The 13246-nt window shown below is 44.6% G+C and carries 12 protein-coding genes; all 12 read left to right on the top strand.

What is annotated here, in order from left to right; genetic code table 11:
- The first annotated feature begins 12 nt into the window (after positions 1–12).
- The 12 genes from pseB to LG323_RS01660 all read left to right on the top strand — a co-directional run bounded on the left by pseB (position 13) and on the right by LG323_RS01660 (position 13242).
- A complete protein-coding gene (pseB, locus tag LG323_RS01605; RefSeq protein WP_404418447.1) occupies positions 13–1011 on the top strand; it encodes a UDP-N-acetylglucosamine 4,6-dehydratase (inverting) in 999 nt (332 codons plus the stop codon).
- The gene (pseC, locus tag LG323_RS01610) at positions 1012–2178 is read left to right on the top strand and encodes a UDP-4-amino-4,6-dideoxy-N-acetyl-beta-L-altrosamine transaminase (RefSeq protein ID WP_404418449.1); all 1167 of its coding nucleotides are present in this window, start codon (positions 1012–1014) and stop codon (positions 2176–2178) included.
- Positions 2168–2596, top strand: a complete 429-nt coding sequence (locus LG323_RS01615) for a hypothetical protein (RefSeq protein ID WP_404418451.1) — start codon at positions 2168–2170, stop codon at positions 2594–2596. The genes pseC and LG323_RS01615 overlap by 11 nt, the downstream gene beginning before the upstream one ends.
- Entirely contained in the window at positions 2589–3836 is a 1248-nt protein-coding gene (locus tag LG323_RS01620) for an ImmA/IrrE family metallo-endopeptidase (protein WP_404418453.1), read from the top strand. Before LG323_RS01615 ends, LG323_RS01620 begins: the two co-directional genes overlap by 8 nt.
- The gene (gene pseF / locus LG323_RS01625; protein ID WP_404418455.1) at positions 3833–4525 is read left to right on the top strand and encodes a pseudaminic acid cytidylyltransferase; all 693 of its coding nucleotides are present in this window, start codon (positions 3833–3835) and stop codon (positions 4523–4525) included. Before LG323_RS01620 ends, pseF begins: the two co-directional genes overlap by 4 nt.
- The gene (gene pseG / locus LG323_RS01630) at positions 4522–5610 is read left to right on the top strand and encodes a UDP-2,4-diacetamido-2,4,6-trideoxy-beta-L-altropyranose hydrolase (RefSeq protein WP_404418457.1); all 1089 of its coding nucleotides are present in this window, start codon (positions 4522–4524) and stop codon (positions 5608–5610) included. The genes pseF and pseG overlap by 4 nt, the downstream gene beginning before the upstream one ends.
- Positions 5603–6115, top strand: a complete 513-nt coding sequence (gene pseH / locus LG323_RS01635; protein ID WP_404418459.1) for a UDP-4-amino-4,6-dideoxy-N-acetyl-beta-L-altrosamine N-acetyltransferase — start codon at positions 5603–5605, stop codon at positions 6113–6115. The genes pseG and pseH overlap by 8 nt, the downstream gene beginning before the upstream one ends.
- The gene (gene pseI, locus LG323_RS01640; RefSeq protein ID WP_404418461.1) at positions 6112–7164 is read left to right on the top strand and encodes a pseudaminic acid synthase; all 1053 of its coding nucleotides are present in this window, start codon (positions 6112–6114) and stop codon (positions 7162–7164) included. Before pseH ends, pseI begins: the two co-directional genes overlap by 4 nt.
- On the top strand, positions 7164–8573 hold the full coding sequence (locus LG323_RS01645) for a hypothetical protein (protein WP_404418463.1): 1410 nt from the start codon (positions 7164–7166) through the stop codon (positions 8571–8573). Before pseI ends, LG323_RS01645 begins: the two co-directional genes overlap by 1 nt.
- Positions 8574–8801: 228 nt before the next feature.
- A complete protein-coding gene (locus tag LG323_RS01650; RefSeq protein WP_404418465.1) occupies positions 8802–10775 on the top strand; it encodes an acyltransferase family protein in 1974 nt (657 codons plus the stop codon).
- Positions 10776–10851: 76 nt separating this feature from the next.
- A complete protein-coding gene (locus LG323_RS01655) occupies positions 10852–11841 on the top strand; it encodes a glycosyltransferase family A protein (RefSeq protein WP_404418467.1) in 990 nt (329 codons plus the stop codon).
- A gap of 270 nt (positions 11842–12111) precedes the next feature.
- Positions 12112–13242, top strand: coding sequence for a glycosyltransferase family 4 protein (locus tag LG323_RS01660; protein WP_404418469.1), 1131 nt, complete (start codon positions 12112–12114; stop codon positions 13240–13242).
- Positions 13243–13246: the final 4 nt, after the last annotated feature.

A 13246-nucleotide genomic window follows, 5' to 3' on the forward strand; every position in this document is an offset into this window, starting at 1 on the left:
TACGAGGTTTTAATGTTTAATAATGTTTCAATATTAGTCACCGGCGGCACTGGCTCTTTCGGCCACACTTTTGTTCCTATGTTGTTGGAACGCTATAATCCCAAAAAAGTGATTATTTTTTCCCGTGATGAGATGAAGCAATGGGAAATGGCTAAGCTGTTTCAAGGAGATGAGCGGGTTCGCTTTTTTATCGGTGATGTTCGAGACCGAGAGCGTCTGTATCGCGCCTTGGATGGGGTGGATTTTGTTGTTCATGCTGCGGCCACCAAGATTGTGCCTACTGCCGAGTACAATCCATTTGAGTGCATAAAAACCAATGTAACGGGTGCAATGAATCTGGTTGATGCCTGTATTGATAAAGGTGTTAAAAAGGTTGTTGCTCTTTCTACGGATAAGGCCAGCAGCCCCATTAACCTTTATGGTGCCACCAAGCTCACCTCTGACAAGCTTTTTGTTGCTGGCAACCACTATGCAGGTCACAACGATACCCGTTTCTCTGTCGTACGTTACGGCAATGTTATGGGTTCGCGTGGTTCTGTTATTCCTTTCTTTATGTCCATCAAAGACAAGGGTGTTCTACCCATCACAGATGATCGCATGACGCGTTTTATGATTTCTCTGGAGGAAGGGGTAGAGCTGGTCTGGCATGCTTTTGAAGATATGGAAGGCGGTGAAATTTATGTCAAAAAAATTCCATCCATGAAAGTTACCGACTTGGCGCGTGTGATTGCGCCTGAAGCGAAACAGGAAGTGGTAGGGATTCGTCCCGGTGAAAAGCTGCATGAACAGATGATCAGTGCAGAAGACGCCTACTATACCTACGAATATCCAGAGCACTTTAAGATTCTTCCCCAGATCAATAACTGGGATAAAGATGCTAACCGCATCAAAGACGGCAAGAAAGTCCCTGAAGGCTTTGTCTATTCCAGCGACAATAACAGCGAATGGATGAGCGACTCGGACCTACAAGCCTGGATTGAAGAAAACCGCAACAAGATCGGTGCGATTTAAATGATTCCCTACGGCAAACAAAGCATTAGCCAGCAGGATATTGATGCTGTCGTCGAGGTGTTGCAATCGGATTTCTTGACTCAGGGGCCGCAAGTCCCTGCCTTTGAAAAAGCCGTAGCTGATTACTGTGGTGCTGAACATGCCCTGGCTGTGAATAGTGCCACCAGTGCTTTGCATCTTGCTTGCCTGGCTTTAGGGCTGGAGCAGGGTGACTGGCTTTGGACAACTCCGATTACTTTTGTAGCTTCTGCTAACTGTGGTTTGTATTGCGGCGCTCAAGTAGATTTTGTCGATATCGACCCTCATACCTACAACCTCTGCGCCCAGGCTTTGGAAACAAAACTACAGCAGGCAGAACAAGACAATCGCTTGCCCAAGGTGGTAGTGGCGGTTCACCTCTGTGGCCAGCCCTGTGATTTGCAGGCTATTCATGCTTTATCACAAAAATATGGCTTCAAAATCATTGAAGACGCTTCCCATGCCATAGGAGGCAAATACCAAGGTGAACCCATTGGTAACGGCCGCTACAGTGACATCACGGTATTTAGCTTTCACCCGGTAAAAATCATTACCACCGCTGAAGGTGGAATGGCACTCACCAACTCGGCTGAACTGGCACAAAAGATGGATTTGCTACGCAGCCACGGCATTACCCGCAATCCTGAATTAATGACCCAGAAACCGGATGGCCCCTGGTACTACCAGCAGGTGGATCTGGGCTTCAATTATCGTATGACCGAGTTACAGGCTGCTTTGGGGTTGAGCCAAATGCAAAGGCTGGATGAGTTTGTAGCTCGTCGCCACCAACTAGCTCAAGTTTACAATGAACAACTAGCTGACCTGCCCATTACCCTTCCCTGGCAACACCCGGACAGCTATTCCGGCCTACATCTTTATGTGATTCGCCTGCAACTGGATAAAATCGGCAAAAGCCATCGCCAGGTTTTTGAGGAGCTGCGTACCGCAGGGCTTGGAGTCAATCTGCACTATATACCCGTTCATACCCAGCCTTACTACCAGAACATGGGATTCAGGCAAGGCGATTTTCCTGAAGCTGAAGCCTACTATTCTGAAGCCATCAGCATTCCCATGTTTCATGGTATGAGCGCTGAACAACAGAAAGAGGTGGTCAATACTTTGACTCAGGCTTTAGGTCATGGCTTTTAAAAGAAGATCCAGCTTTAATCCCAAGCGCAGAATGCAAGCAGCTGATGAAGAGGTTGAATTCACCTTTTTTGCTGCTCGCTACGGCGGCAACCCGGAACATAAGCGCAATCCCGGTGACTTTAATTTAACACCGCCCTCAAACCCAAGGCCGCACAAGAGCCTATGTGATGATGCAGAAGTTTTTAGTCGGCAGCAGGCCGAAAATTTACTGCGATCGGGTATCGCGAAAGGCTGTATCAGCAATAAGTCATCAGCTTCGGGCTGGCCGCAAAATGTCTGGGCCGTTACAGAAAACGGTGTTCCACTTGAGGCACAATTAGAAAATCCTCAGCAAGGGGTCTATCATGGTTATCCCATGCCAGAGCAAGACCCCATGGCCAGTCAGATTCTAAGAGAATGGAGCCAACGCAATGCTTGATTTTCAAGTAAAGACAAAACGGCTCGATCAGTCAGCCTATCAAGCCTTATCTCTGCTGATCAAAGGCCAAGCCGTTACTGAGCACTTTACTGATGAACAAGTGCAGGGCACGGAAATCATTGTTGACCCTCTGCCTTTGGCAGAATGGTTTGCTGCTAACTGGTGGCGCTTGCGTTGGGAGCCTGAGAAAGAAGGGCTTAATGCACAACAGCAGTTGGATTGGAACTTAAGCCATAAAATAGCCTCAGCAGCATCTGGCTTTATCTGGCCGGATATCACCTTGACCTCAGATGACTTGGTAATTCATTGCCTTGCACGACAAACTCAAGGGAATTTTTGTACGCTAAAGTTTACCCGCTCCTTATCAGAATGGTTGTCTGCAGCCCAGTTTGAAGCAGGTGTTGATGAATTTTTAAACCAGCAAGCCAAAGATCACCCGGTTTCGAATCTTGCTACCTTATGGCAAGAGATTATTGAAGAGCGTCAAAATGAAGAAGCGACGCAGTGGCGTAAACTGGAAGCCAAATTAGGCTTTGACCCTGACGAAGCGCCAGAGGAACTGGTTGAAGGGCTTCAGAGCTACTATGGTATTTTCGGGCAGTCTTCAGTCGAAGAATTGAGCTGTGAAACCCAGCAACCTAAGTTACTGGACCTGGTGGCCGATTTAAAAATGGCTTTAAATAAAGCCAAGGAAACACTGAGCCCTGACCTGACTGGAATCGTTGGAGAGAAAGATCCACAAAATAGACCAGGCGCAGCCCCCTGGCAGCAAGCAGCAGAAAAAGCCGCCAGCCTAAGAATTAAACTAGGCCTTCAAGCTGAACACTGCCTTGAAAATCCTTTGTTGCTTGATTATTTAGGCCTTAGTAAAGGCTTCATGGGCAGCGGCACATTTAAACAATTACCCAGCAGCGGGTTAAAAATCAACCCCGAAAAGGCACAGGTAATACTCAGCCATGGATGGGCGACCACACAGCGATTTACCCTGGCAAGACTCTTGGGTGACTTGATTTACACTCATTCCAGTGAAAGCAGTCAGCTGCTGAGCATCACGCACAGCAAAACCAGTCGCCAAAAATTTCAACGAGCCTTCGCACAAGAATTACTTTGCCCCTATCAAGGTTTGGTTGAAGTCATGGATACCAGTAACCCAACTGAAGAAAAGCTAGAAGCTGCCGCCAAACACTTTAATGTCTCACCTCTAGCAGTGGGTTACACCTTGGAGAACAAGCGGTCATGAAAATAGGCATCATTCCTGCCCGAGGCGGTAGCAAACGGATTCCACGCAAAAATATTAAAGAATTCTGTGGCCTACCCATGATTGCTCGATCCATAGAAGCTGCTCTTGAAAGCGGGTGTTTTGATCGAGTCGTGGTATCAACGGATGATACTGAAATTGCTGAAGTGGCTCGCCAGTATGGTGCTGAGATCCCTTTTATGCGCCCGGCTGAACTCAGCGATGACTTTACCGGCACCCAGCCGGTTATCGCCCATGCCATCAACACCCTGCAAGCTGAAAGCGAACAGCCCATTACCCTAGCTTGTTGTATCTACGCCACTGCCCCTTTTATTCAAGCAGAAGACCTGCGTGCAGGCTTGAACCTACTGCAGGAACAGCAAGCTGATTTTGCCTTTAGTGTCACCAGCTATGCTTTTCCGATTCAACGAGCACTGCGGATCACACCAGATGAACGTGTAGCCATGTTCAACCCGGAACACTTTCAAACGCGCTCTCAGGATCTGGAAGAAGCCTGGCACGATGCCGGCCAGTTTTACTGGGGAACCAAGGAAGCCTGGCTCAGTGGCCAACCCATTTTTGGCTCCCATGCGACCCCCATCGTATTGCCTCGCCATCGCGTACAGGATATCGATACTCCGGAAGACTGGGACAGAGCTGAGTTTTTGTTCAAGGCCATGCAAAATACATGATGATTGTTTTCCGCACCGATGCCTCAATACAAATCGGTACCGGCCATGTCATACGTTGCCTCACACTGGCCGATGCATTAAAAGAACAGGGTGCTGAGTGTCACTTTATCTGCCGTGGGCATCCTGGGCATCTGTTAAACTTAATTCAAGAGCGGGGGCATAGGGTTCACACTTTGCTGCTTACAACCCAAGCCAGCAATCACCAGAAAGCAACCTTGGCACACGCTGACTGGCTGGGTACAACTCAGCAAGAAGATGCTAATCTATGTATTTCTCTACTGAATGATTTAAACCCCGACTGGTTAGTTGTGGACCACTACGCACTGGATGCTGATTGGGAAAAATCCCTTCGCCCTTATTGCAAAAAAATCCTGGTGGTTGATGATCTTGCTGACCGTGAGCATGAATGCGATCTACTATTGGATCAAACCTTTGGCCGTGAATCAAAAGACTACAAGCCCTTGGTGCCTGAACATAGCCAAATACTGTGTGGTTCTCAATATGCGTTGCTTCGTCCAGAATTTGCCCAGTGGCGCGACTATAGCCTCCAACGACGAAAAGAGGGCAAGCTCAAGCAGCTCTTGATAAATTTGGGTGGCGTGGACAAGGACAATATCACCACTGCGTTGCTACAAGCACTGCAAACCAGCAGCCTACCCAAAGATTGTAATATTACTGTAGTGATGGGTTCCTCTGCACCCTGGATTGAAGCAGTCAAACAGGAGGCTAAGCAACTGCCCTGGGAAACCGAAGTAAAAACTGGTGTGAACAACATGGCAGAGCTGATGGCCAACAGTGATCTTGCTATAGGTGCTGCAGGTGCCACTAGCTGGGAACGTTGCTGTTTGGGTCTACCCACACTGATGTTAGTGTTGGCCGAAAATCAAGAAATGATTGCACGGAAATTGGAAGTTGCGCAGGCTTGCCAAGTTATTGATCATAAAGACTTAGTAAGCGGGCTGACTAAAGCACTGAAAAGACTGACAGCCAAACAACTCCATAACCTCGCAGCTAAGGCTTCTGATATAACGGATGGCCGGGGTGCTGAACGGGTTCTTGGCTGGGTAAGGCATAAGAATGACTGAAAATCTATCTATAAGAACGGTAGTCCATGATGATTTGCCGCTACTTCTGGCATGGAGGAACCATCCTGATGTCAGGCGATTCATGTACAGTCAACATGAAATCTCGCAGGAGGAGCATGAAGCTTGGTTTGAAAAAGTTAGCCAAGACCCCAATCGTCATTTGCTGCTGTACCTGGAACACCAGACACCCTTGGGTTTTTGCCAATTCACAACTTATCAAAGCCGAGCTGAATGGGGTTTTTATCTTTCACCTGACGCCCCACCTGGAACAGGAAAAAGCCTAGGGAAAGCTGCTCTTGATTTTGCTTTTCTACAACATCAATGGCATAAAGTGTCCGGCGAAGCTTTGAGCTATAACCAACCCTCGATCAGGTTTCACACCAAGCTGGGGTTTACTGAAGAAGGCTGTCTGCGAGAACATGCAAAGATCGGTGAAAGCTTTTACGATGTATTTTGCTTTGGGTTATTAAGATCCGAATGGGACAGCAAACGAGAGAAATTATGACAATCAAAGCATTGAACATTGCAGGCCGGGTGATTTCACCTGATCAGCCACCTTATATCATTGCCGAGTTGTCGGCTAATCACAACGGTAAGCTAGAAACTGCACTGAAAATCATTGAAGAAGCCAAAAAGGCCGGGGCAGACGCTATTAAAATGCAGACTTACCGACCAGACACCATCACTCTTGATTCTGATTCAGAGGAATTCAAGATTCAGGGTGGTCTCTGGGATGGACGTACCCTCTATGAACTCTATGAAGAAGCCCATACCCCCTGGGAATGGCATAAGCCGTTGTTTGAGCATGCCAAGAAAATCGGCATTCCCATCTTCAGCTCCCCTTTTGATGCAACCGCCGTGGATCTGCTTGAAGACCTGAATGCACCCGCCTACAAAATTGCCAGTTTTGAAGCCATCGACCTCCCCTTGATCGAATATGTAGCACGTACCGGCAAACCCATGATTATCTCTACAGGCATGGCAGATGCTGAGGAGATCCAGGAAGCGATTGATGCGGCTAAAGGTGCAGGCTGTAAAGAACTAGCCATACTGCATTGTGTCAGTGGTTACCCTGCACCGGCTGAAGACTACAATCTGCGTACTATTCCCGATATGATTGAACGCTTTGGTTTGGTGACTGGTCTCTCCGATCACACACTGGACAACACCACAGCTATCACCAGCGTAGCCTTGGGTGCATCCATCATCGAAAAACATTTCACCCTTGATCGTAAAGGTGGTGGGCCAGATGATAGCTTCTCACTGGAACCCAAAGAGTTGGGGGAACTCTGCAGGGATAGCAAAACAGCTTGGCAAGCATTGGGTAAGGTGGATTATGGACGCAAATCCAGTGAACAGGGCAATATCAAATTCAGAAGATCCCTCTATTTTGTGAAAGATATGAAAGCGGGTGATGTGATAACTGAGCATTGTGTGCGCAGTGTGCGCCCAGGCTTTGGTCTGCCACCGAAAAACCTGAACTGGGTGATCGGACAAAATATTGGCAAAGATGTGAGTGCCAACACTCCTGTTAAAGAAGATATTTTTACCTGATGAAATGGTACCGTGATTTAAAAACAGTGCTGTCTGGAGAGCCCGAAACCTGGCTTTGCTATATTTATGGCCGGCAGATAAAAAATCTGCCTTTTCTAATGGAAAAAAAACCAAGGTCTAGAGGTTTTATTCTTCAGATCGCCAAGTTCTTTTATTCACTTCTTAAAGCTGTACGCTTAAAAGAACACTCTAAGCTTAAGCAACCAATAAGATTTTTTGTGTTTGCAGGTACCACAAATCAGATGCATTCTTTGGACCAAACACTGGATGCCTTATGCAACAAAGGTGAACAGCTAGTCGCTGTTGGCAAATCGAAACACCTTGCAACTGGGGACTATGAAAAGGGCTACTTGCCCTTTCAGCTCATGCCGCTCGATGTTATTCGAATATTGGTATTGTTTATTAGCCGCGGGTGGGGGCTGTATAAATCTCTTAAGGCAATACATCCTGTCTCGATTGGTTGGTATTTCTCAAAATTTTGCAGTGTTTACACCTACCTGGTTTACTTTTACAGAGTCTTGTCGCGTACTAGTCCTGAGTTTGTCATTACATCGAATGATCATAATGTTCCCAATCGCTGTATGCTGGCGATTGCTCATCACTTGGGTATTAAGACGGTTTATCTCCAACATGCGTCAGTAAGCAGTATTTTTCCAGCATTGAGAGTAAATTATGCATTTCTGGATGGCCAAGGTGCGGTGGATACCTACATGGAATGCGAGCCTAATCAGCCAAATACGCAGCGCAAGGTGCCCATTCCACAGGTTATTCTTTCGGGTCAAAAGAAACACCTGAAAAGAGTGGAAAACAGCAACGTCAATACTGTCGGTGTAGCATTGAATGCACTGGATGATGTAAAAGAAGGCATAGCTTTTGTTAAAAAACTGGTTGCAGAGGGTGTAAACATTCGTCTGCGTTGGCACCCAGGACAGGCTCCAAGAGATACCCAAGCCTACCGTGATACCTTTGAAAAAAATGAACAGGTTGTATTAAGCGACCCGAGGCAGGAAGCAATTTCCAGGTTCATGGAAAATATCGGCTGGCTTATCGCGGGTAATAGTAGTATTCACCTGGAGGCTGCCCTTGCTGGTGTTATACCCATTTACTACGAGCTAGCACCGCCTGATCATCCTGATTACTACGGTTATGTAAAACATGGGTTAACTCAGCCTGCTGAGTCTGTAGAGGATATATTGAAGCTGTTAAGGCAGGCACGGGATAACCACAGCTCAAGCGAACAAGCTGTGCGCTATTACAGTTCAACCTATTTGACAAAGTGGGATGGACTTGAAGGTGAATTGGTTGCAGAGACTTTGATTCGATTGAGCACTGGTGAAGATTTGCCGGTGAAGGCTGTAGATTTTATCAAAACAGAAACCGATGCTTATCGAATTAATCCATGCAAATAGACCCTAAAAGCCTTTCCTTCTGGAAGCTGATCACTGATTGCCTGAGTAAACCCGCCACATCAGAGACGGCATTCTGCCTGACAAAACCAGAAAATAGAAAGTGCAATACATTCAGTTGGCTTTTGCAAATTTGTAATCACGGAGAAGCAATGCTCTGTCTAGGTGTATTGGGGCTTAAATCCGGCAAAAGCTTGAATTACACGAGTTACTTAGATATTCCCTAGGAAAATGATGAAGTACAGAAGTGAGATTGATGGTCTCCGCTCAATAGCAGTCATTCCCGTAATATTTTTTCATGCTGGATTTTCTCTGTTCTCTGGCGGATATGTTGGCGTTGATGTTTTCTTTGTAATAAGCGGCTATCTAATAACAACAATTCTCATCGATCAAATAAGCGCTGGTAAATTCAGTATTGTTGATTTTTATGAAAGGCGGGCAAGGCGCATTTTGCCAGCATTGTTTTTCGTAATGCTCTGCACGATACCCTTTGCATGGTTGTGGATGGTTCCACAACAGTTCAAAGACTTTTCCCAAGCCCTGGTTGCTATCAGTTTTTTTGCATCGAACATCCTTTTTTGGCGCAAGGAAGACTACTTTGCTCCAGCAGCTGAAGAAAACCCAATGCTGCATACATGGAGCCTAGCTGTTGAAGAGCAGTTCTACATCTTCTTCCCAATTTTGCTTCTTATCCTGTGGCGATTTGGTAAAAGCCCAGTCTTTTATACTGTACTGTTGTTTAGTTTTCTAAGTTTGCTTTTGGCTGAGTACGGTTGGAGAAACCACCCTACAGCTAATTTCTATTTACTTCCAACCCGAGCATGGGAATTGGGTGTGGGTGCCATTAGCGCGTTTCTTCTTCATGGCAAAGCAGTTAAGCCAAACCAGATTCTCTCTGGACTTGGGCTTCTGATGATTGCCTATTCCATCTTCGCGTTTGATCAAACCGTTCCTTTTCCTTCGGTCTATGCCTTGGTTCCGGTTATTGGAACGGCACTGATCATTCTTTTTGGTAGTAAAGGTACCTACATCAAAAAGCTTCTTTCAGCAAAGATTTTGGTCGGAGTTGGTCTAATCAGCTTTAGTGCTTACCTTTGGCACCAGCCCCTTTTTGCACTTGCAAGGATTCGTGGGTTGGATATTGATAACACGATTCTCATGTTTTCGCTCTCACTTGCATCCATCCTGCTGGCCTATTTTAGCTGGCGATATGTAGAGTTGCCTTTCCGTAAGAAAGGCGGTGCAGTTGCATCAAGCAGTAGATTTTCACGTAACCAAGTTTTTGGGATAGCTGTAGTATTTTCCTTAGGGTTTATTGGCTTTGGATTTTACGGGCATATTAATAATGGGCTGGAGCAAAGAACTGCTCCATCAGGCTACACTTTCAAAGCGATTGATATTGATGCAAGGTTGAAAGTTAATCATGGCCTAAACTCAGACTGTACCTCTTTTACCTTGTCTGAAAACTGCAGAACAGTTGATAATGCTGATGTTATGCTTTGGGGAGATAGCTATGCAATGCATCTGGCACAAGCAATAGTTTCTAGTCCCTCATTTGAAGGGCAAGATCATGGTTTAATTCAGTTTACCAAGTCTGTTTGTTCACCTATTCCCAAGTTGGCTTTGACTAATAATAAGTACACACAGTCATGGGCAGAAGGGTGCATTAAGTTCAACGATGCAGTTATTGACTGGTTAAATGACAACTCTAATATTAGATATGTTGTGATGTCATCCCCAATGGGAATACTCGGAAGTGATGCATTTGACTCGAATGGGGAGCTAGTAACTGAAACTTGGGATTCTGTATTGGGTAGGCTGATTGAACTTCGAGAAGCTTTTGATAATTTAGGAGTCAAAGGGGTTTTTGTTGCACCACCACCAAGATCCGGTAGAAGTCTATCGCAGTGCCTTGTTCACAGCCTAACGTTCGGATCAAATCAATCATGTGATTTTTCAGCGGGTGATTTTTCAGAACGCCATGAACTGACAATGAAATTTTTGTTGCACAAGGACTTCCCTTTTAAGGTTGTGAATTTGGAAGATTGGCTTTGCAATGAAAAAAAATGCTCAACGGTATTTACTGAATCCAAGACTCCAATCAATATTTTTCGAGATGGTGGGCATTTATCACATCAAGGCTCAGCAGAACTTGGCAGGCGGTTTGATCTTTTTGGAACGATTAAAGATACGCTTGAAAAGTAGTTTGCTGGATGGTGGTGACCGCACCCAAGCAGGTTGACATTGTGCTACCAATTACTGAATAAACTGAATTGAGAAAATGACAGAAGAAGCCAAAGAAATAAAATCACCCTTTTTTAGTGTGATCATTCCCGTATACAACAAAGAACCCCACATAGCGCGGTCAATCAATTCAGTGCTTAACCAGACCTTTCAGAACTTTGAGCTGATCATCGTCTGCGATCCCTCTACCGATAATAGCAACACCGAAGTCGCAAAGTTTACCGACCCACGCATTCGTGTTTATTATAGGGATAAGCCTGGTCCAGGTGGTTATGCAGCGCGTAATCTTGGTATTAAAGAAGCAAAGGCAGAGTGGATTGCTTTCCTCGATGCGGATGATGAATACTTTCCAGGTTACTTGTCACATACAAAGTCATGTATTTTAGAAAATGGTGAATTAAAAATATTTTCATCCTCAAAAATCATTGAAAAAGATGGTGGTAGTGAAATTGATGTTTTTAGTAAAAACATTGATGTTGAATCAGGAGTCTTTACCTTTGAACAATATCTAAAATTTTCGATTAATTGGGATAAGCCATTTAACACGAACTCAGTTATAGCTCATAGGTGTTTGTTTGTAGGTGGTTGTTTCTTTCCCCATGGAAAAACAAAAAGGTCCGGCGATATAATTTTGTGGGTTTACTTAGTTGCGTCAGCGAAAAAATTTTACTGGAGTAACTTTATAGGGTCTTGCACACATAAAGACGTTGTAGGTGTCTCTAAATCATCAACTCCAAGTCTTAATTTACCGCGCTTGATGGTTGAAGATTTAAAGTCTGATTCCAAGGAAGAAGAAAAACTTTTAAAAAAATACTCAAATAGACTGGTTAAAACTGCAGCGCTAGAGCAAAAGAGAATTGATGGACGCCTGGAGTCGAAAATATATGGCTTCTTTTATTGGGATGTTGAATTTTTTTATCCACTTTTTTGGTCTTTATACTGCTCTCAGCCTGTTTTTTTTATCAAGCTTATTGACAAGGCTAGGCGCTTAACGCGGTTTTTTTTTAAGCGTGCAATTAATTTTTAATACGGATGCAGGGTATTTTTAAGAGTTGAAAGTTTTATTTTTTTCTATATAAAATTTTTTTTAAAGTTAATGTTATATTTTTATATAAGGCTGCAATAATGCTACCTTTGGTGGAATTCGTCCTGGTAAAACTTTTAATTAAATAGCGAAACTTTAAGAATGAAGTTAGTTAATTTTCAGTTGTAACAGGTCTGCTAAAGCGTGCTTTATACTTAATATTTATTGTATTTCTTGTGGTTTAAAAGTTATGTCTAAACTATAGGTTATCTGTTGATAAAATCCATTCAAATCATTGCAGGTCTAAGTAATGGGGGCGCTGAGTCTGTTTTATATCGCCTTTGTACTTCTGATAATCCTCAAAATCATCATGTGGTTTCTATGATGGGTCTAGGTAAATATGGCCCTTTACTTGTTGCTGCAGGGGTGCGTGTCACTTGTCTTAACCTGCCAGCAGGGCGTGTTACGCTTCCAGGTTTGTGGCGTTTGTATCATTTACTACGAAAAGAAAAGCCAACAGTTGTTCAGACTTGGATGTACCACGCTGATCTTATTGGTGGTGTTATTGCACGTTTAGCAGGTATCAAAAATATCTGTTGGAATATTCGCCACTCTGAACTCGAACTGGGTAAATCCAAACGCTCGACCATTTGGGTTGCCAAGTCTTGTGCCTTTTTGAGTAAGTGGGTTCCTCGTAAAATTGTCTGCTGCGCTGAAAAAGCCAAACAGGTTCACATCGATTACGGCTATGACGCTTCTAAAATGGTGGTAATCGGTAATGGCTACAACTTGGAACAGTTTAAACCAGATTCAACTGCTCACCAGTGCGTTCGAGCTAAGCTGGGCTTGTCAGATGACACCTTTCTTTTAGGTATGGTGGGTCGTTTTAATGTTCAAAAAAATCATAAAGGGTTGCTGAATTCACTCAGCTTGCTGAAGGCCAAGGGTGTGGCATTTAAGTGTGCCTTGGTGGGCACTGACTTGAATCAGGGTAACCAGCAATTAACAGGTTGGATAACTGAGCTGGGGCTGGGCAATGAAATGTTGCTGATGGATCAACGCACGGATATCCCCGACCTGATGAATGCTTTTGATATTCATGTATTTTCCAGCTCCTTTGGTGAGGGCTTTCCCAATGTTTTAGCTGAAGCCATGGCTTGCGGCACACCTTGTTTAACAACGGATGTGGGGGATGCAGTTCAAATTGTTGGTGAAACTGGTTGGATTGTTCCTGTTAACGATAATGAAGCATTTGCTGATGCGCTTTGTGTTGCTATTGATGAAATGGTTTTGGATAAATCTAAATGGCTAGTACGATGCCATAGTGCAAGAGAACGGGTAGTCAGGTTCTTTTCGCTGGATAGTATGAAGCAGGCATACTTGAAAGTTTGGGCCAAAAAATAAATTG

It is taken from the genome of Marinospirillum sp. (assembly GCF_044810985.1).
Taxonomy (GTDB): domain Bacteria; phylum Pseudomonadota; class Gammaproteobacteria; order Pseudomonadales; family Halomonadaceae; genus Marinospirillum.